We start from the raw sequence: 19260 nt of genomic DNA, 5'->3' as shown, positions 1-19260 counted from the left end.
AAATGCTTCAGGACAAAGACCGCATCTTCACCAACATCTACGGCCTGTTCGACAAGTCGCTGGCCGGCGCGATGGCGCGCGGCGCTTGGGACAACACGCCCGGCATCGTCGCCAAGGGACGCGACTGGATCGTCAACGAGATGAAGGCGTCGGGCCTGCGCGGCCGCGGCGGCGCCGGTTTCCCGACGGGCCTCAAATGGTCGTTCATGCCCAAGCAGAGCGACGGCCGGCCGAGCTATCTGGTCATCAACGCCGATGAATCCGAGCCCGGCACCTGCAAGGACCGCGACATCCTGCGCAATGACCCGCACACGCTGGTCGAGGGCGCATTCCTCGCCGGCTTCGCCATGGGCGCGATCGCCGCCTACATCTATGTACGCGGCGAGTTCGTCCGTGAGCGCGAGGCGCTGCAGCGGGCGATCGACGAGGCCTATGAGGCCAAGCTGATCGGCAAGAACAACACCTCCGGCTATGATTTCGAAATCTACATGCACCATGGCGCCGGCGCCTATATCTGCGGCGAGGAGACAGCACTCCTCGAAAGCCTCGAGGGCAAGAAGGGCCAGCCCAGGCTGAAGCCGCCATTCCCCGCCAATGTCGGCCTCTATGGCTGCCCGACCACTGTCAACAATGTCGAATCGATCGCCGTTGCGCCGACCATCCTGCGCCGCGGTGCAGCCTGGTTCTCGTCCTTCGGGCGGCCCAACAATGTCGGCACCAAGCTGTTTTGCATCTCCGGCCACGTCAACAATCCGTGCACGGTCGAAGAGGCGATGTCGATCCCGTTCCGCGAACTGATCGAGACGCATTGCGGCGGTATTCGCGGCGGCTGGGACAATCTTTTGGCGGTCATCCCGGGCGGTGCTTCGGTGCCGCTGGTGCCGGCAGCGCAGATCATCGACACACCGATGGACTTCGACGCATTGCGCGACCTTAAATCCGGCCTCGGCACGGCGGCTGTCATCGTCATGGACAAGTCGACCGATATCGTGAAGGCGATCGCGCGGCTTTCCTATTTCTACAAGCATGAGAGCTGCGGCCAGTGCACGCCGTGCCGCGAAGGCACCGGCTGGATGTGGCGGGTGATGGAGCGACTGGTGCGCGGCGAGGCGCAGAAGCGCGAGATCGACATGCTGCTCGACGTGACCAAGCAGGTCGAGGGCCACACGATCTGCGCGCTGGGCGACGCGGCGGCATGGCCGATCCAGGGCCTGATGCGGCATTTCCGCGGCGAGGTGGAGCGGCGCATCGACGAGTTTTCCCGCAACGCGCACCGGGCAGAACCTGTGATGGTAGCGGCCGAATAGAAGATTTTGAATGCGGGCGAAGGCCCGATTTGAGACAACCGGGGCGGGCGAACGAAAAACGACCAGGAGAACTCTATGGCGCCGTATTCGACACCCAATCCAATGCCCAATTTGGACCAGCTCGAGAAAATGAACCAGGATCTGACCAGGATGATGCCGAAAGAGATGGCCAGCGCCGTCAACCTTCTCGTGCATCCCGTGGCGGGTGCGGCGGCGATGTCGGCGCTTGGCCTCGGGTTCGCCAATCACGCGTTCGGCGTCTGGCTGGGCGCGCTTTCGGGAGCGGCCGAGGCGTCGCAACGGCTGCTGCAGCCGATCGTCGATGATTTCGAGGCGCGCGTCGCGCGGTTCGACGATCCGAGCCCGTCCTCCACCAAGGCGCGCGCGACGGCGAAAACCATGATCGCCGAGGCGCAGTCCTTTGCCCAGGAAGTCACCGACATTGCCGCGAAGGAAGCCGCCACCGCAGTGCCGGCGGCGAATGCCGTCCCGGCGGCCGGCGACGCCGCCGATGTGCTGATGCCAGAGGATTTCAGGCAGCCCAGGGCGATGGAAAAGCCGGCGAAACCGGCGGATCTCAAGGCCATATCGGGTATCGGTCCCAAGCTGGAAAAGGTTCTCAACGGCCTGGGCATCTGGACGTATGACCAGATCGCGGCATGGACGCCGCAAGAGGTTGCCTGGGTCGAGGACTATCTGTCGCTCGGCGGCCGTATCGGCCGCGACGACTGGACGGCCCAAGCGGCGGCGCTCGCCGTCAAGAATTGAATGAAATGCCCGGTGTGGTCTCGACCATGTCCGGAAAAAGAGATTGCGGGCACTCCGCAGAGGTTTGAGGCGAATGGCAAAGCTCAAGGTCGACGGGAAAGAGATCACTGTACCCGACCACTACACGCTGCTGCAGGCGGCGGAAGACGCTGGCGCGGAAGTGCCGCGCTTCTGCTTCCATGAGCGGCTGTCGATCGCTGGCAATTGCCGGATGTGCCTGATCGAGGTGAAGGGCGGACCGCCCAAGCCGCAGGCTTCCTGTGCCATGGGCGTGCGCGACCTGCGCCCCGGCCCGAATGGCGAGCCGCCGGAAATCTTCACCAACACGCCGATGGTCAAGAAGGCCAGGGAAGGCGTGATGGAGTTCCTGCTGATCAACCATCCGCTGGATTGCCCGATCTGCGACCAGGGAGGCGAATGCGACCTGCAGGACCAGGCGATGGCTTTCGGCGTCGATTCCTCGCGCTATCACGAGAACAAGCGCGCGGTCGAAGACAAGTATATCGGACCGCTGGTCAAGACGGTGATGAACCGCTGCATCCATTGCACGCGCTGCGTCCGCTTCACCACGGAAGTCGCCGGCATTTCCGAACTCGGCCTGATCGGCCGTGGCGAGGATGCCGAGATCACCACCTATCTCGAAAGCGCGATGACCTCCGAGCTGCAGGGCAATGTCATCGATCTTTGCCCGGTTGGCGCGCTGACCTCAAAACCCTTCGCCTTCCAGGCGCGGCCGTGGGAGCTGACCAAGACCGAATCCATCGACGTGATGGACGCGGTCGGCTCGGCGATCCGCGTCGACAGCCGGGGCCGCGAAGTGATGCGCATCCTGCCGCGCGTCAACGAAGCGGTGAACGAGGAGTGGATTTCCGACAAGACCCGCTTCATCTGGGACGGCCTGCGCACGCAGCGCCTCGACCGCCCCTATGTGCGCAAGGACGGCAAGCTGGTTACGGCAAGCTGGGCCGAGGCGTTCGCCGCGATCAAGGACGAGGTGTCGAAGACCGCTCCAGAGAAGATCGGCGCCATTTCAGGCGATCTCGCCGCGGTCGAGGAAATCTACGCACTGAAGCTGCTGATGGCCTCGCTCGGCTCAAAAAATGTCGATTGCCGCCAGGATGGTGCCGCACTCGATCCGGCGCTTGGCCGTGCGAGCTATATCTTCAACCCGACCATTGAAGGCATCGAGCAGGCGGATGCGGTGCTGATCATCGGCGCCAACCCGCGCTATGAAGCCTCGGTGCTCAACACCCGCATCCGCAAGCGCTGGCGGATCGGCAATCTGCCGGTCGGTGTCATCGGCGATGTCGGCGACACGCGCTACGATTACGAACAGCTGGGCGCCGGACCGGATTCGCTGAAGGATTTGGCGGACGGCAACGGCAAGTTCTTCCAGGTGCTGAAGAAGGCTACACATCCGCTTGTTATCGTCGGCCAGGGCGCGCTGGCGCGATCCGACGGCGCGGCCGTGCTCGGCCAGGCGGCAAAACTGGCCACCGCCGTGAACGCTGCTCGCGCGGACTGGAACGGCTTTGCCGTACTGCATAATGCGGCCGGACGCGTCGGCGGTCTCGATCTCGGATTCGTGCCGGGCGAGGGCGGCAAGAATGTCGCCGGCATGCTGGGCGACATGGAGCTGCTGTTCCTGCTCGGCGCCGACGAGATCGACATGGCCAAGACCGGCGGCGCCTTCGTCGTCTATATCGGCACGCATGGCGACCAGGGCGCGCACCGCGCCAATGTCATCCTTCCGGCGGCGGCCTACACGGAAAAGTCGGCCACCTATGTCAACACCGAAGGCCGCGTGCAGCAGACCAACCGCGCCGGCTTCGCGCCGGGCGATGCCCGCGAGGACTGGGCTATCCTGCGGGCACTATCGGATGTGCTGGGCAAGAAACTGCCGTTCGATTCGCTGCCGCAGCTGCGTGCCAAGCTCTATGGCGAATACCCGCATCTGGCCCGCATCGATCAGGTCGCGGCCGGCAATGCCGAGGACATCGGCAAACTGGCGAAGCTCGGCGGGCGCCTGAACAAGGGCACCTTCACCTCGCCGGTCAAGGATTTCTACCTGACCAACCCGATCGCGCGGGCATCGGCCGTGATGGCGGAATGCTCGGCGCTGGCCAAGAGCGGCTTCAAGCAGGCGGCGGAATAAGCATGGACACTTTTTTCTCCTTCTACGTGCTGCCGGCGCTGCTGATCCTCTTGAAGTCGGTCGTGCTGATCGTCGTGCTGTTGATCTTCGTCGCCTACATCCTCTACGCCGACCGCAAGATCTGGGCGGCGGTGCAACTGCGCCGCGGCCCGAATGTCGTCGGTCCCTGGGGCACGCTGCAGGCTTTCGCCGATCTGCTGAAATTCGTCTTCAAGGAACCGGTGATCCCGTCAGGCGCCAACAAGGGCGTCTTCCTGCTGGCGCCGCTGGTCTCGGCCGTGCTGGCGATCTCGGCCTGGGCGGTCATTCCGGTCAGCCAGGGCTGGGCGATCGCCAACGTCAATGTCGGCATCCTCTATGTCTTCGCCATTTCCTCGCTCGAGGTCTATGGCGTGATCATGGGCGGCTGGGCGTCGAACTCGAAATATCCGTTCCTCGGCGCGTTGCGCTCGGCTGCGCAGATGGTGTCCTACGAAGTCTCGATCGGCTTCGTCATCGTCACCGTGCTGCTCACCGCCGGCTCGCTCAACCTGTCCGAAATCGTGCTGTCGCAGCATGACGGGCTTGGTACGCGGCTTGGCCTGCCCAACACCTTCCTCGATTGGAACTGGCTGGCACTGTTCCCGATGTTCATCATCTTCTTCATCTCGGCACTGGCCGAGACGAATCGTCCGCCCTTCGATCTGGTGGAAGCCGAATCGGAGCTGGTCGCCGGCCACATGGTCGAGTACTCGTCGACGCCGTTCCTGCTGTTCTTCCTCGGCGAGTATGTCGCCATCGTGCTGATGTGCGCGTTGGCCACCATCCTGTTTCTCGGCGGCTGGCTGCCGCCCTTCGACTTCGCGCCGTTCACCTGGGTACCGGGCGTCATCTGGTTCGTGCTGAAGGTCTGCTTCGTGTTCTTCGGCATCTCCATGGTGAAGGCCTTCGTGCCGCGCTATCGCTACGACCAGCTGATGCGGCTTGGCTGGAAGGTGTTCCTGCCGATCTCGCTGTTCATGGTGGTCGCCACAGCCGCCTTCCTCAAGATCACGGGGTTTGCGTGATGTCCGCTCTTTCCCAAGCCGCAAAATCGCTGCTGCTGCAGGATTTCGTCAGCGCGTTCTTCCTGTCGATGCGCCAGTTCTTCGCGCCGAAGGAGACGATCAACTATCCGCACGAGAAGGGGCCGACCAGCCCGCGCTTCCGGGGCGAGCATGCGTTGCGCCGCTATCCCAATGGCGAGGAACGCTGCATCGCCTGTAAATTGTGCGAGGCGATCTGCCCGGCGCAGGCCATCACCATCGAGGCCGGTCCGCGCCGCAATGACGGCACACGCCGCACCGTGCGTTACGACATCGACATGGTGAAGTGCATCTATTGCGGCTTCTGCCAGGAAGCCTGCCCGGTCGACGCCATCGTCGAGGGGCCGAATTTCGAATTCGCGACGGAAACGCGCGAAGAACTCTACTACGACAAGGACAAGCTGCTGGCGAATGGCGACCGGTGGGAGCGCGAACTGGCGCGCAACATCTCGCTGGACTCGCCTTACCGCTGATATTTGACGCATGGACGGGGCGAGGGGCCTCGTCCAGAGGATGATCCCGAGAAGTTGCAGACTTTTCGGACCAGATCGTCCTCCGGAATCCAGAGTGGCCCATGTTTCTTTCGATCGGGTCTTTCAACCCGATCGGAACATGGGCTAGGAACACGCAACTTGCCGACCGGAGGCGGTGGCAAAAAATCGAAACAGGACGAGCGTCCTGTTTTGACAGGAACCTTGGGGAACCCCAATGCTGAGTGGACTAGAGGCGGCCTTTTTCTACCTCTTCGCCTTTGTCGCGGTGGCGTCGGCGTTCATGGTCATTTCGTCGCGCAACCCCGTGCATTCGGTGCTGTTCCTGATCCTGACCTTCTTCAACGCCGCCGGCCTTTTCATGCTGACCGGGGCCGAATTCCTGGCGATGATCCTGCTCGTCGTCTATGTCGGCGCGGTCATGGTGCTGTTCCTGTTCGTCGTCATGATGCTCGACGTCGATTTCGCCGAGATGAAGGAAGGCGCTCTTCAGTATGCGCCGATCGGCGCGATGGTCGGGCTGATCCTGGCGGCGGAGCTGATCGTCGTGCTCGGCGGCTATACATTCGCGCCGCAGCTCGCCTCGACGGTCTCGAAACCCATCCCGGATCTCGCCGCGCGGACAAATACGGCCGCACTCGGCGACATCCTCTATACCGACTACCTCTACTACTTCCAGATTTCGGGCCTCATCCTGCTCGTCGCCATGATCGGCGCCATCGTGCTGACGCTGCGCCATAAACCAGGCATCAAGCGGCAGTCGATCGCGGCCCAGGTCGGCCGTACGCCGGCGACGGGCATGGAAATCCGCAAGGTCAAGACAGGCGAAGGGCTCTGAGATGGTTGTCGGCATCGCACATTACCTGACCGTATCGGCGATCCTGTTCACGCTCGGCGTGTTCGGCATCTTCCTGAACCGCAAGAACGTCATCGTCATCCTGATGTCGGTCGAGCTGATCCTGCTTGCGGTCAACATCAATTTCGTCGCCTTTTCGGCAGCACTTGGTGATCTGGTCGGCCAGGTGTTTGCGCTGTTCGTGCTGACAGTCGCGGCGGCCGAGGCCGCCATCGGACTTGCCATTCTCGTCGTCTTCTTCCGCAACCGCGGCTCGATCGCGGTCGAAGACGTGAACATGATGAAGGGTTGACGGAACCACCATGTATCAGGCCATCGTCTTCCTTCCCCTGCTCGGCTTCCTGATCGTCGGCCTGTTCGGCACGTCGCTCGGCGCCAAGGCGTCCGAATACATCACCTCCGGCTTCCTGGTGATCGCGGCCGTGCTGTCGTGGGTCGCCTTCTTCACCGTCGGTTTCGGCCATGGCGAGGTGTTCACCGTGCCGGTGCTGCGCTGGATCCAGTCGGGTGGGCTGGAAGCGTCCTGGGCGCTGCGCATCGACACGCTGACGGTGGTGATGCTGGTGGTGGTCAACACGGTGTCGGCGCTGGTCCACATCTATTCGATCGGCTACATGCACCACGATCCGAACCGGCCACGTTTCTTCGCATATCTGTCGCTGTTCACCTTCGCCATGCTGATGCTGGTGACGGCGGACAATCTGGTGCAGATGTTCTTCGGCTGGGAAGGGGTCGGCCTCGCATCCTACCTGCTGATCGGTTTCTGGTACAAGAAGCCGTCGGCCAATGCCGCGGCGATCAAGGCCTTCGTCGTCAACCGCGTCGGCGATTTCGGCTTCGCGCTCGGCATCTTCGGCTTGTTCGTGCTGTTCGGCTCGGTCAATCTCGGCACCATCTTCGCCAATGCGCCGACGTTCATTCCGGCCGAAGGCGCGCCACAGGGCGCCGCCGTGCTGACCTTCCTTGGCTATGCGCTGGACAAGCAGGCGGCCATGACGGTCGTCTGCCTGCTGTTGTTCATGGGCGCCATGGGCAAGTCGGCGCAGGTGCCGCTGCACACCTGGCTGCCGGATGCCATGGAAGGCCCGACGCCGGTTTCCGCACTTATCCATGCCGCCACCATGGTGACGGCCGGCGTGTTCATGCTGGCGCGTCTGTCGCCGCTGTTCGAACTGTCGCATTCGGCGCTGATGGTCGTCACCTTCATCGGCGCCTTCACCGCCTTTTTCGCGGCGACGGTCGGCCTCGTGCAGAACGACATCAAGCGCGTCATCGCCTATTCGACCTGTTCGCAGCTCGGCTACATGTTCGTGGCGCTCGGCGTCGGCGCCTATGGCGCGGCGATCTTCCATCTGTTCACGCATGCCTTCTTCAAGGCGCTGCTGTTCCTCGGCTCGGGCTCGGTCATCCATGCCGTCTCCGACGAGCAGGACATGCGCAAGATGGGCGGCTTGCGGCAGCTGATCCCGACCACTTACTGGATGATGGTGATCGGCACGCTGGCGCTGACCGGCGTCGGCATCCCGGTGACGGTCATCGGCACCGCCGGCTTCTTCTCCAAGGACGCCATCATCGAGAGCGCGTTTGCCAGCCACAATCCGGTTGCCGGCATGGCGTTCGTGCTTTTGGTCATCGCCGCCTGCTTCACCTCCTTCTACTCCTGGCGGCTGATCTTCATGACGTTCCACGGCCAGCCGCGGGCGAGCCATGAGGTGATGCACCACGTCCATGAATCGCCGCCGGTGATGCTGGTGCCGCTGTTCATCCTGGCCGCGGGAGCGCTGTTTGCCGGCATCATCTTCCACGGGGCCTTCATAGGCGAGGGCTATGCCGAGTTCTGGAAGGCGTCGCTGTTCACGCTGCCGGACAACCACATATTGCACGAGATCCACGAATTGCCGCTGTGGGTCGAACTATCGCCGTTCATCGCCATGCTGATCGGCTTCGCTGTGGCCTGGAAGTTCTACATCCGCTCGCCGGAAATGCCCGTCAATCTGGCGGCCCATCATCGCGGGCTCTACGCCTTCCTGCTCAACAAGTGGTATTTCGACGAGCTCTACGATTTCCTGTTCGTGCGACCCGCCAAGCGCCTTGGCCATTTCCTGTGGAAGACCGGCGACGGCACCGTCATTGACGGCCTTGGTCCGGATGGCATCTCGGCGCGCGTCGTCGATGTCACCAACCGCGTCGTCAAGCTGCAGACCGGCTACCTCTACCACTATGCCTTCGCCATGCTGATCGGCGTTGCCGCACTCGTCACCTGGATGATGCTCTGATGACCGCCTGGCCAATCCTCTCGCTGGTCACCTTCCTCCCGCTGGTTGGTGTGCTGCTCATCCTGTTCATCAACGATGACAGTGAAAACGCGCGCCGCAACATCCGCGCCATCGCGCTGTTGACGACGACGTTCACGTTCGTCGTCTCGCTGTTCATCTGGACCGGCTTCGACAATTCGCAGTCCGGCTTCCAGTTCGTCGAGAAGGTCGCCTGGCTCGACTCCGGCATTTCCTACCATATGGGCGTCGACGGCATCTCGATGCTGTTCGTCATCCTGACGACCTTCCTGATGCCGCTCTGCATCCTGGCGTCCTGGGAATCGATCGAGAAGCGCGTCAAGGCCTACATGATCGCCTTCCTGCTGCTCGAAACATTGATGATCGGCGTGTTCTGCGCGCTCGATATCGTGCTGTTCTACGTTTTCTTCGAAGCCGGCCTGATCCCGATGTTCATCATCATCGGCGTCTGGGGCGGCAAGCGGCGCGTCTACGCCTCGTTCAAGTTCTTCCTCTACACGCTGGCCGGCTCGGTGCTGATGCTGCTCGCCATCATGGCGATGTTCTATCAGTCCGGCACGACCGACATCCCGACGCTGTTGACGCACAATTTCCCCGCCAACATGCAGACATGGCTATGGCTCGCCTTCTTCGCATCCTTCGCGGTGAAGATGCCGATGTGGCCGGTGCACACCTGGCTGCCGGACGCGCACGTCGAGGCACCAACCGCGGGCTCGGTCATCCTTGCCGCCATCCTCTTGAAGATGGGCGGGTACGGCTTCCTGCGTTTCTCCTTGCCGATGTTCCCGCTGGCGTCCGAGATGTTCGCGCCGCTGGTGTTCACACTCTCCGTCGTCGCCATCATCTACACCTCGCTGGTGGCGCTGATGCAGGAGGACATGAAGAAGCTGATCGCTTATTCGTCGGTCGCCCATATGGGCTTCGTCACCATGGGCATCTTCGCCATGAACCAGGAAGGCGTGCAGGGCGCCATCTTCCAGATGCTCAGCCACGGCCTCGTCTCCGGCGCGCTGTTCCTGTGCGTCGGCGTCATCTATGACCGCATGCACACGCGTGAGATCGACGCCTATGGCGGCCTGGTCAACAACATGCCGAAATACGCCACCGTGTTCATGATCTTCACCATGGCCAATGTCGGCCTGCCCGGTACCAGCGGCTTCGTCGGTGAATTCCTGACCATGCTCGGCGTGTTCCGGGTCAACACCTGGGTGGCGTTCTTCGCCGCCACCGGCGTCATCCTGTCGGCCGCCTACGCACTCTGGCTCTATCGCCGGGTGATCTTCGGCGCGCTGACCAAGGACAGCCTGAAAAACCTGCTGGATCTGTCGCCGCGCGAGAGGGTGATCATCTACCCGCTGGTCGTGCTGGTCATCTTCTTCGGCGTCTATCCCGCGCCCGTCTTCGACGCGACGGCCGAATCGGTCAAGTCGCTCGTCACCAATGTCACTGCATCCATCGGCGCCGCGCAGACCGCGGCGGCGAACTGACCAGAGGTTTTGCGAAACATGACGCCGGACCTTCTTTCCAGCCTGTCGCTCTCGACGCCAGAGTTGATCCTTGCCGTCGGCGCGCTGGCGCTGCTGATGGTCGGGGCCTATTCGCGCGCCAACACCGCCAACACGGTGACCGGCCTTGCGGTCGCCGTGCTGGTGATATCAGGCGCCTGGCTGATCTTCCATACCGTGCAGGGCAGCGCCTACGGCAATGCCTTCATCCAGGATACCTTCGCCCGCTTCATGAAAGTGCTGGCGCTGGTCGGCTCGGCGGTGACGCTGGTTATGTCGATGCGCTTTGCCAAGGCGGAACGGTTCGACAAGTTCGAATATCCGGTACTGATCCTGCTCTGCACGCTCGGCATGATGCTTATGATCTCCGCCAACGGCATGATCGGCCTCTATCTCGGCCTCGAGCTGCAGTCGTTGGCGATCTATGTGCTGTGCGCGATCAATCGTGACAATCTGCGCTCGACCGAGGCCGGCCTCAAATATTTCGTCCTCGGCGCGCTGTCGTCGGGCATGCTGCTCTATGGCATCAGCCTGGTCTACGGCTACACCGGCAACACCGGCTTTCAGGAGATCGCAACGGCACTGGGCGGCGGCGAGCGCCAGCTTGGCCTTGTCTTCGGTCTCGTCTTCGTGCTGGCCGGCCTTGCCTTCAAGATCTCGGCGGTGCCGTTCCACATGTGGACGCCCGACGTCTACGAGGGCGCCCCGACGCCGGTGACGGCCTTCCTGGCGGCGGCACCGAAGATGGCGGCGATGGCGCTGATCGTGCGCGTCACCATGGGCGCGTTCAAGCCGATCGCCGCCGACTGGCAGCAGATCATCGTCTTCATTTCGATCGCTTCGATGGCGCTCGGCGCTTTCGCCGCGATCGGCCAGACCAACATCAAGCGGCTGATGGCTTACTCCTCGATCGGCCATATGGGCTACGCGCTGGTCGGCCTTGCCGCCAACAGCCAGGCCGGCGTGCGCGGCGTTGCCATCTACATGCTGATCTATCTGGTGATGACGCTCGGCACCTTCGCCTTCATTCTCGCCATGCGGCGCAAGGAAGGCAATGTCGAGCAGATCAGCGACCTGGCCGGCCTGTCGTCGACCAATCCGATCATGGCGACGATCCTGACCATCCTGATGTTCTCGCTTGCCGGCATCCCGCCGCTCGCCGGCTTCTGGGGGAAATGGTACGTCTTCCTCGCCGCCATCAATGCCAATCTCTACGCGCTGGCGATCATCGGTGTGCTGGCCTCTGTCGTGGGCGCCTATTATTACCTGCGCATCATCAAGATCATGTGGTTCGACGAACCGGTTGGCGGCTTCGTGCCGATGGCGAGCGAATTGCGTGTCGTCCTCGGCGTCTCCGGCGCCTTCGTGCTGTTCTATGTGCTGATCGGCGGACCGATCGGCACCTATGCCGAAGCCGCCGCCAAGACGTTTTTCTAGACGGCATGGTATTTCGGCTGGCTCCAACCTCGGCGTCGGAAGGGTTCCGGCTCGAAGCGCATGACAGCGTCGGCTCAACCAATGCGCTGGCGCTGGACCATGCAAGGGCGGGCGATCCGGGCAGGCTGTGGGTCGTTTCCAAAAGACAGGAAAGCGGGCGCGGACGACGTGGCCGCGTCTGGGCGACGCCGGAAGGCAATCTGGCGGCGACACTGCTCGTCATCACCAGTGCCGAGCTTCGCCTTGCCGCAACGCTGGGCTTCGTCGCCGGGCTGGCGCTGGCCGATGCGCTCGATGCCGTGGTGCCGAAGGGGCGGATCGCCATCGGCCTCGACGGCGGCAGTGAGGGAAAGAATCGTTTCGAGCTGAAATGGCCGAACGACGTGCTTGCCTCGGGCGCCAAGCTGGCCGGCATCCTGCTGGAATCGGCGATCCTGGACGGCGGCCGTTTCGCGGTGGCGGTCGGCATCGGCGTGAATGCGGTGGCATACCCCGAGGATTTGCCTTATCCGGCAACATCACTCAACGCGCTGGGCGCGACATGCGATGCGGAAACACTGTTCCTGGCGCTGTCGGATGCCTGGAGCGAGAATGCCAGGTTGTGGGACGAAGGCCGCGGACTTGCGGCCGTCAGGCGACGCTGGTTGGCTCGCGCGGCGGGGCTCGGCGAGCAGGTTGCTGTCAGAATTGACGGTAATGTGCTGCGTGGGGTGTTTGAAACCATTGACGAGGACTGCCGTTTCGTGATCCGCGACGATGAAGGTTCTGTTCTGACGATCGCCGCCGGCGACGTGCATTTCGGCGCGGTCGCGTCTGCCCGCGTTTAGAGCCGTTCGCTAACGGCTCTAAGTGTTTGTTTTCATGCAATTCCTGTGGGAAAACCGTTAGACACTTTTCCTGGAATTGCTTTATGGACTTGGTCTGAGGACCAGGAAGGGAAAAATCATGGCGAAAGCGGAAAACGCCGAACTCGTCTTCGTGCCGCTCGGCGGCGTTGGCGAGATCGGTATGAACTTCGCTCTTTACGGCTACGGTCCGCCCAGTGCGCGCGAGTGGATCATCATCGATGTCGGTGTGACCTTCCCCGATGCCGCGCATCCGGGCGTCGATCTGATCTTGCCCGATACGCGCTTCATCGAGGAGAACCTCGCCAATCTGCGCGGCATCGTCATCACCCATGCGCATGAAGACCACTATGGCGCGCTGCTCGACACATGGCCGAAGCTGAAGGCGCCGGTCTGGATGACGCCATTCAGCGCCGGCTTGCTCGAAGCCAAGCGGCAAGGCGAGCAGGGCGCACCGAAAATACCGGTGACGATCTACAGAGCAGGCGAGAAATTCACCGTCGGTCCGTTCGAGATCGAAGCCATTCCGGTCGCGCACTCCATTCCCGAGCCAATGTCGCTGGCAATCACCTCGCCGGTCGGCACCGTCATCCACACCGGTGACTGGAAGATCGATCCGGAGCCGACGATCGGGCCGAAGACCGATGAGGCGCGTTTCCGCGCCTATGGCGACAAGGGCGTTCTGGCGCTGATCTGCGATTCGACCAACGCGCTGCGGGAAGGCGAGTCGCCGTCGGAGGTCGCGGTCGGCGAAGGACTGAAAGGCGTCATCCAGGCCGCCAAGGGCCGTGTCGCCGTCACCACGTTTTCCTCCAATGTCGGACGCATCGTCTCCATCGCCAGGGCGGCTCGGGATGCCGGCCGCCAGTGCCTGGTGCTCGGCCGCTCGCTGAAGCGGGTGATCGATGTGGCTGGCGAACTCGGCTACATGGATGGGCTGCCGGAGTTCATCGCCGAGGAGGATTTTGGTTTCATCCCGCGCGAGAACCTCGTCATCATCTGCACCGGCAGCCAGGGTGAGCCACTTGCCGCATTGGCCAAGCTGTCGCGCGACGAGATGAAATCGGTATCATTTACGGCCGGCGACACGGTGGTGTTTTCCTCGCGCACCATTCCGGGCAACGAGAAGGCGATCCTCGAGATCAAGAACCGCCTCATCGACCTCGGCATCAAGATCATCGAGGACGGCGACGCGCTGGTGCATGTCTCCGGCCATCCGCGGCGCAGCGAATTGCGCAAGATGTATGAATGGGTGCGCCCACAGATCGGCGTTCCCGTGCATGGCGAGGCGGCGCATTTGGTGGCGCAGGGATCGCTGATGTCGACGTCTGGCATCGGCCAGGTGGCGCAGGTGCGCGACGGCGACATGCTCAGGCTTGCTCCCGGCCCCGCCACCATTATCGACCAGGTGCCGTTCGGCCGCGTCTACAAGGACGGCAGATTGATCGGCACCGATCAGGCGATGGGCATCCGCGACCGGCGCAAACTGTCCTTTGCCGGCCATGTCGCGGTCAATGTCGTGCTCGACGACAAATATGAACTGGCCGGTGATCCCGACCTGGTCGCCATCGGCGTCGCCGAGGCCGATGGGCGTGGTGAGACGCTCGAGGACCTGATGATCGATGCGGCAATCGGCGCGGTGGACTCGATCCCCCGTCAGCGCCGAAAAGACCTCGATCTTGTGCAGGAAGCAGTCCGGCGCGCCGTGCGCGGCGCCGCCAACGAAGCCTGGGGCAAGAAGCCGCTGGTGACGGTGTTTGTGACTAGGTAGTGAATAGTGAATAGTGAATAGTGAATAGTGCTCGACGTCCTGTGGTGATCGAGATTGGGTTCACCATTCACCATTCACCATTCACCATTCACCATTCACCATTCACCATTCACCATTCCCACGGAGCACCCTATGCTCGGACGTCTGAACCATGTCGCGCTTGCCGTGCCGGATCTGGCTGCCGCCGTCGCCGTCTATCGCAATACGCTCGGCGCGGACGTGACGGAGCCGCGGGCGCTGCCGGAGCATGGCGTCACCGTGGTGTTCGTCAATGTCGGCAACACCAAGATCGAACTTCTGGAGCCCTTGGGCGAGGGGTCGCCGATCGCCGCCTTCCTGGAGAAGAACCCTTCCGGCGGCATGCATCATCTTTGCTATGAGGTCGACGACATCCTCGCCGCGCGCGACCGGCTCAAGGCTGCCGGCGCCCGCGTGCTGGGCGACGGCAACCCGAAAACCGGCGCGCACGGCAAGCCGGTGCTGTTCCTGCATCCGAAGGATTTCTTCGGCACGCTGATCGAACTGGAGCAATCATGAGCTGGGTTTCGTTCACCGCCCTGTTTTTCGCGACCTGGTGGGTGGTGCTGTTTGCCGTGCTGCCGTTCAGCGTGAAGACGCAGGATGACGACCATGATGTGACGCTGGGCACGGTTCCGAGCGCGCCGCGCGGGCCCCATATGCTGCGCGCCGTGATCCGCACCACCATCGCCACGGGCGTCCTCATGGGCATTTTTTATGGCCTGACGCATGGGCTGGGATACAGCCTCGACGACATCCCGCACATCGTGCCGGAATTCAACCAAACCCCAACCAAATAGACCGTCCCGCAAGGGCGTTTTTATCAGTCGGAATCGTGCGCGTTCAGAACAGGAATGCCGTGCCGTTTGCGGCTGCGCGAGTGCTGCCGCCAGGTAAGGTAGTTTGGCAACTCGTTGCGCTAAGCGGATGATTGCACAAAAAAAATGCAAGGCACAAGGCCTTGCAATTTAAACGCGTCCGATCTGTTTCCGGTTTCCGGCGGCAGCGAGTAACCGCGCCTAGATCGCATCCTCCCAAGACTTTGACCGCGTAGGAGAGCGGATTTTTTTCCACCCTCTCGGTTATCAGGGCACATTAGCCTAACGCGAATGAAAATGTCACGAAGAATTTTGCCTTGAAACGGGCATTCTCGTGCTGCACTGCACAATAGTGCGGCAGGCGTTGCTTGGGAAACGACCACTAAGGCGCGCGGGGCAAATGCGGCGCCTTGGAACGCCGCGCGTTTGCCGGACGCGCGAGGTACACTGCAATAGTTTTACTCCCAGCACCGCGGTATTTTTGAAAATCAATTTCCGATTTTCGGGCCAGTGCGTCCGGGTTTCCATTCCGCCATGAAATGGCTATGAAGCCGGGGCAAGCAAGCCCGTGCCGCGCCGATTCCCGCGCGGCCATTCTCACTCACGGACCAGTCCATGCGTTTGTCGCGCTATTTCCTGCCCATTCTCAAAGAAAATCCGCGCGAGGCCGAGATCGTCTCGCACCGGCTGATGCTGCGCGCCGGCATGATCCGCCAGCAGGGGCAGGGCAGTTTCTCATGGCTGCCGCTCGGCAAGCGGGTGCTGGACAAGGTCTGCCGCATCATCCGCGAGGAGCAGGATCGCGCCGGTGCGCTGGAAATCCTGATGCCGACCATCCAGTCGGCCGATCTGTGGCGCGAAAGCGGCCGCTACGACGACTATGGCAAGGAGATGCTGCGCATCAAGGACCGGCAGGACCGCGACATGCTCTACGGCCCGACCAATGAGGAAGTGGTCACCGAGATCGTCCGCGCCTATGTCAAATCCTACAAGGACCTGCCGCTCAATCTCTACCACATCCAGTGGAAGTTCCGCGACGAAGTGCGGCCGCGCTTCGGCGTCATGCGCAGCAGGGAATTCCTGATGAAGGACGCGTATTCCTTCGACCTCGACTTCGAAGGCGCCAAGGCGGCCTACAACAGGATGTTCGTGTCCTATCTCAGGACCTTCACCCGCATGGGCCTGCAGGCTATCCCGATGCGAGCCGACACCGGGCCGATCGGCGGCGATCTCAGCCATGAATTCATCATCCTCGCCGACACCGGCGAGAGCCAGGTCTACTGCCACCGCGACTATCTTTCGCTTGATGTGCCCGGAGAGAAGACCGACTTCGCCAACGACGCCGAGATCGGCGACATCGTCAAGACGTGGACGACGCCTTACGCCGCCACCGACGAGATGCATGACGAGGCGGCGTGGGAAAAGATCGGGGAAACCGACAAGGTTTCGGCTCGCGGCATCGAGGTCGGCCACATCTTCCATTTCGGTGACAAATATTCCAAGCCGATGGGCGCCAAGGTGACCGGGCCCGACGGCAAGGATCATTTCGTCTCCGGCGGCTCCTACGGCATCGGTCCGTCGCGCCTTGTCGCGGCGATCATCGAAGCGAGCCACGATGACAACGGCATCATCTGGCCGGAGGCGGTGGCGCCGTTCGACATCGGGCTAATCAACATGAAGGCGGGCGATGCCGAGTGCGACCGCGTCTGCGACGAGCTGCATGCCGCTTTCGTGGCTGCCGGCAAGGACGTGCTCCATGACGACACCGACCAGCGGCCCGGCGGCAAGTTCGCCACCGCCGATCTGATCGGCCTGCCGTGGCAAGTGATCGTTGGACCGCGCGGCGTGGCTGCCGGCGAGATCGAGATCAAGAATCGCAAGACCGGCGAGCGTGAGACGCTGCCGGTCGCGGACGTGAAGAAGCGCTTCGGTGTCGCCGCATGATCGAGGCGGTGGCGGCAAGATCGGCAGGCGCCGGGCCTTTTTCCATCTTCGAGCGCATGGTCGCGTGGCGCTATTTGCGCTCGCGGCGCAAGGAGACGGTGATCTCGGTGATCGCTTCGATCTCCTTCCTCGGCATCATGCTGGGGGTCGCCACGCTGATCGTGGTGATGGCGGTGATGAACGGCTTCCGCGCGGAGCTGCTGACGCGCATCCTCGGCGTCAACGGCCATCTCATCGTGCAGCCGCTCGATTCGCCGCTTGAGGACTATGCGCAGGTCGCCGGCCGCATCAACGGTGTATCAGGCGTCAAATACGCCATCCCGCTGATCGATGGCCAGGTGCTGGCGCAAGGCAATGTCGGCGGCGGAACCGGCGCGCTGGTGCGCGGCATCCGCGGCGAGGATCTCAGCAAGATCTCGATCGTTGCCAGCAACATCAAGCAGGGCTCGATCGCCGATTTCGACTCCGGCGAGGGCGTGGCCATCGGCAAGCGCATGGCCGAGAATCTCGGCTTGACGCTTGGTGACACCGTCACCTTGATCTCGCCGGACGGCGACGTGACCCCGATTGGCACGACGCCACGCATGAAGGGCTACAAGATCGCCGCGATCTTCGAAGTCGGCATGTCGGAATATGACACTTCCATCGTCTACATGCCGTTCTCCGAGGCGCAGCTCTATTTCAATATGGACGGCCGGGCGCAGACGATCGAGATCTATGTCGACAATCCCGACGATGTCGACGCGCTGAAACCGAAGGTGGAGGCGGCGGCGCAGCGGCCGATCGACATGGTCGACTGGCGCCAGCGCAACGAGACGTTCTTCTCCGCCCTGCAGGTCGAGCGCAATGTCATGTTCATGATCCTGACGCTGATCGTGCTGGTGGCGGCGTTGAACATCATCTCAGGCCTGATCATGCTGGTGAAGGACAAGGGACATGACATTGCCATCCTGCGCACCATGGGGGCCTCACGTGGCGCCATCCTGCGCATCTTCCTGATGACGGGTGCGGCGATCGGCGTGACGGGCACACTCGCCGGCGTGCTGCTCGGCGTGCTGATCTGCACCAACATCGAATCGATCCGCCAGTTCTTCTCGTGGATGACCGGCAAGGTTCTGTTCAACCCGGAACTCTATTTCCTCAGCCAGTTGCCGGCGAAGATGGATCCGCGCGAGACGACCTATGTAATCCTGATGGCGCTCGGCCTGTCGTTCCTGGCAACGGTGTTTCCGGCATGGCGGGCCGCGCGCCTCGATCCCGTCGAAGCCTTGAGGTACGAGTGATGGCCGAGGCCATTATCGAGCTGAAGAGCGTCGAGCGGCACTATGTCCAGGGGCCGCGCAAGCTCACTATCTTGAACGGTGCCGATTTCTCGCTGAAGCGCGGTGAGATGGTGGCGCTGGTGGCGCCGTCGGGCACCGGCAAGTCGACGCTGTTGCACACTGCCGGCCTGCTGGAGCGTCCCGACGCCGGCGACGTCATCCTCGCCGGCCGTGCCTGCGGGCGGCTCTCCGACGACGAGCGCACGGCGATCCGCCGCAACGATGTCGGCTTCGTCTATCAGTTCCATCATTTGCTGCCGGAATTCTCGGCGCTGGAAAACATCATGATGCCGCAGCTCATCAAAGGGCTGAGCCGCAAGGACGCGGCCGAGCGCGCGGCACAGCTGCTCGATTACATGCAGATCGGCAAGCGCGCGTCGCACCGGCCGTCCGAGCTTTCCGGCGGCGAGCAGCAGCGCGTCGCCATAGCCCGCGCCGTTGCCAACGCGCCGCTGGTGCTGCTGGCGGATGAGCCGACCGGCAATCTCGACCCGGTCACCGCCTCCTACGTGTTCGAGGCGCTGGCGGCGCTGGTCAAGCAATCGGGCCTCGCGGCGCTGATCGCCACCCACAATCACGAGCTGGCATCGCGCATGGACCGGCGGGTGACGCTCGCCGACGGCAAAGTGGTGCCGCTCTAGGGCACGGCGATACTCAGGTGAGGC

17 protein-coding genes are annotated in these 19260 nt (G+C 62.6%); all 17 read left to right on the top strand.

What is annotated here, in order from left to right:
* The first annotated feature begins 2 nt into the window (after window positions 1-2).
* The 17 genes from nuoF to NKH03_RS09890 all read left to right on the top strand — a co-directional run bounded on the left by nuoF (window position 3) and on the right by NKH03_RS09890 (window position 19236).
* Window positions 3-1307 (top strand): NADH-quinone oxidoreductase subunit NuoF, encoded by a 1305-nt coding sequence (nuoF, locus tag NKH03_RS09970; RefSeq protein ID WP_352968241.1) that lies wholly within the window; start codon window positions 3-5, stop codon window positions 1305-1307.
* A gap of 75 nt (window positions 1308-1382) precedes the next feature.
* Window positions 1383-2075 (top strand): helix-hairpin-helix domain-containing protein, encoded by a 693-nt coding sequence (locus tag NKH03_RS09965; protein WP_352968240.1) that lies wholly within the window; start codon window positions 1383-1385, stop codon window positions 2073-2075.
* Window positions 2076-2148: 73 nt separating this feature from the next.
* Window positions 2149-4230, top strand: a complete 2082-nt coding sequence (gene nuoG / locus NKH03_RS09960) for an NADH-quinone oxidoreductase subunit NuoG (RefSeq protein WP_352968239.1) — start codon at window positions 2149-2151, stop codon at window positions 4228-4230.
* Between the two features lie 2 nt (window positions 4231-4232).
* Window positions 4233-5276, top strand: a complete 1044-nt coding sequence (nuoH, locus tag NKH03_RS09955) for an NADH-quinone oxidoreductase subunit NuoH (RefSeq protein WP_352870971.1) — start codon at window positions 4233-4235, stop codon at window positions 5274-5276.
* A complete protein-coding gene (gene nuoI / locus NKH03_RS09950; RefSeq protein WP_023812382.1) occupies window positions 5276-5767 on the top strand; it encodes an NADH-quinone oxidoreductase subunit NuoI in 492 nt (163 codons plus the stop codon). The genes nuoH and nuoI overlap by 1 nt, the downstream gene beginning before the upstream one ends.
* A 235-nt stretch (window positions 5768-6002) precedes the next feature.
* Entirely contained in the window at window positions 6003-6623 is a 621-nt protein-coding gene (locus tag NKH03_RS09945; protein WP_352727724.1) for an NADH-quinone oxidoreductase subunit J, read from the top strand.
* A gap of 1 nt (window position 6624) precedes the next feature.
* Window positions 6625-6933 carry an NADH-quinone oxidoreductase subunit NuoK gene (gene nuoK, locus NKH03_RS09940; protein ID WP_019858930.1) on the top strand — a complete coding sequence of 103 codons (309 nt, stop codon included), beginning with the start codon at window positions 6625-6627 and terminating at the stop codon, window positions 6931-6933.
* A 10-nt stretch (window positions 6934-6943) separates the two neighbouring features.
* The gene (nuoL, locus tag NKH03_RS09935) at window positions 6944-8917 is read left to right on the top strand and encodes an NADH-quinone oxidoreductase subunit L (RefSeq protein ID WP_352968238.1); all 1974 of its coding nucleotides are present in this window, start codon (window positions 6944-6946) and stop codon (window positions 8915-8917) included.
* Window positions 8917-10422 carry an NADH-quinone oxidoreductase subunit M gene (locus tag NKH03_RS09930; protein WP_352968237.1) on the top strand — a complete coding sequence of 502 codons (1506 nt, stop codon included), beginning with the start codon at window positions 8917-8919 and terminating at the stop codon, window positions 10420-10422. Before nuoL ends, NKH03_RS09930 begins: the two co-directional genes overlap by 1 nt.
* A gap of 18 nt (window positions 10423-10440) precedes the next feature.
* The gene (nuoN, locus tag NKH03_RS09925; RefSeq protein WP_352968236.1) at window positions 10441-11877 is read left to right on the top strand and encodes an NADH-quinone oxidoreductase subunit NuoN; all 1437 of its coding nucleotides are present in this window, start codon (window positions 10441-10443) and stop codon (window positions 11875-11877) included.
* A gap of 5 nt (window positions 11878-11882) precedes the next feature.
* Window positions 11883-12704, top strand: coding sequence for a biotin--[acetyl-CoA-carboxylase] ligase (locus tag NKH03_RS09920; RefSeq protein ID WP_352968235.1), 822 nt, complete (start codon window positions 11883-11885; stop codon window positions 12702-12704).
* 118 nt (window positions 12705-12822) lie between these two features.
* On the top strand, window positions 12823-14493 hold the full coding sequence (locus NKH03_RS09915) for a ribonuclease J (protein ID WP_352968234.1): 1671 nt from the start codon (window positions 12823-12825) through the stop codon (window positions 14491-14493).
* Window positions 14494-14625: 132 nt separating this feature from the next.
* Window positions 14626-15030, top strand: coding sequence for a methylmalonyl-CoA epimerase (gene mce, locus NKH03_RS09910; RefSeq protein WP_352968233.1), 405 nt, complete (start codon window positions 14626-14628; stop codon window positions 15028-15030).
* The gene (locus NKH03_RS09905) at window positions 15027-15311 is read left to right on the top strand and encodes a DUF1467 family protein (RefSeq protein WP_352870980.1); all 285 of its coding nucleotides are present in this window, start codon (window positions 15027-15029) and stop codon (window positions 15309-15311) included. The genes mce and NKH03_RS09905 overlap by 4 nt, the downstream gene beginning before the upstream one ends.
* A gap of 633 nt (window positions 15312-15944) precedes the next feature.
* A complete protein-coding gene (gene proS / locus NKH03_RS09900) occupies window positions 15945-17273 on the top strand; it encodes a proline--tRNA ligase (RefSeq protein WP_352968232.1) in 1329 nt (442 codons plus the stop codon).
* Window positions 17270-18556 carry a lipoprotein-releasing ABC transporter permease subunit gene (locus NKH03_RS09895; protein WP_352968231.1) on the top strand — a complete coding sequence of 429 codons (1287 nt, stop codon included), beginning with the start codon at window positions 17270-17272 and terminating at the stop codon, window positions 18554-18556. The genes proS and NKH03_RS09895 overlap by 4 nt, the downstream gene beginning before the upstream one ends.
* Window positions 18553-19236: an ABC transporter ATP-binding protein gene (locus tag NKH03_RS09890; RefSeq protein ID WP_181956525.1), complete on the top strand. Its 684-nt coding sequence runs from the start codon at window positions 18553-18555 to the stop codon at window positions 19234-19236. Before NKH03_RS09895 ends, NKH03_RS09890 begins: the two co-directional genes overlap by 4 nt.
* Window positions 19237-19260 lie beyond the last annotated feature (24 nt).

This window comes from Mesorhizobium sp. M1406 (assembly GCF_040317555.1).
Taxonomy (GTDB): domain Bacteria; phylum Pseudomonadota; class Alphaproteobacteria; order Rhizobiales; family Rhizobiaceae; genus Mesorhizobium.
The sequence above is the reverse complement of the archived record's forward strand: the minus strand, read 5'-3'. Positions and strand labels throughout refer to the sequence as shown.

Coding starts and splice junctions, on each gene's coding strand:
- nuoL (WP_352968238.1), top strand. CDS start 6,944: ATGTATCAGGCCATCGTCTTCCTTCCCCTGCTCGGCTTCCTGATCGTC.
- NKH03_RS09905 (WP_352870980.1), top strand. CDS start 15,027: ATGAGCTGGGTTTCGTTCACCGCCCTGTTTTTCGCGACCTGGTGGGTG.
- mce (WP_352968233.1), top strand. CDS start 14,626: ATGCTCGGACGTCTGAACCATGTCGCGCTTGCCGTGCCGGATCTGGCT.
- nuoN (WP_352968236.1), top strand. CDS start 10,441: ATGACGCCGGACCTTCTTTCCAGCCTGTCGCTCTCGACGCCAGAGTTG.
- NKH03_RS09965 (WP_352968240.1), top strand. CDS start 1,383: ATGGCGCCGTATTCGACACCCAATCCAATGCCCAATTTGGACCAGCTC.
- nuoH (WP_352870971.1), top strand. CDS start 4,233: ATGGACACTTTTTTCTCCTTCTACGTGCTGCCGGCGCTGCTGATCCTC.
- NKH03_RS09920 (WP_352968235.1), top strand. CDS start 11,883: ATGGTATTTCGGCTGGCTCCAACCTCGGCGTCGGAAGGGTTCCGGCTC.
- nuoI (WP_023812382.1), top strand. CDS start 5,276: ATGTCCGCTCTTTCCCAAGCCGCAAAATCGCTGCTGCTGCAGGATTTC.
- nuoK (WP_019858930.1), top strand. CDS start 6,625: ATGGTTGTCGGCATCGCACATTACCTGACCGTATCGGCGATCCTGTTC.
- NKH03_RS09945 (WP_352727724.1), top strand. CDS start 6,003: ATGCTGAGTGGACTAGAGGCGGCCTTTTTCTACCTCTTCGCCTTTGTC.
- NKH03_RS09930 (WP_352968237.1), top strand. CDS start 8,917: ATGACCGCCTGGCCAATCCTCTCGCTGGTCACCTTCCTCCCGCTGGTT.
- NKH03_RS09895 (WP_352968231.1), top strand. CDS start 17,270: ATGATCGAGGCGGTGGCGGCAAGATCGGCAGGCGCCGGGCCTTTTTCC.
- NKH03_RS09915 (WP_352968234.1), top strand. CDS start 12,823: ATGGCGAAAGCGGAAAACGCCGAACTCGTCTTCGTGCCGCTCGGCGGC.
- proS (WP_352968232.1), top strand. CDS start 15,945: ATGCGTTTGTCGCGCTATTTCCTGCCCATTCTCAAAGAAAATCCGCGC.
- nuoG (WP_352968239.1), top strand. CDS start 2,149: ATGGCAAAGCTCAAGGTCGACGGGAAAGAGATCACTGTACCCGACCAC.
- nuoF (WP_352968241.1), top strand. CDS start 3: ATGCTTCAGGACAAAGACCGCATCTTCACCAACATCTACGGCCTGTTC.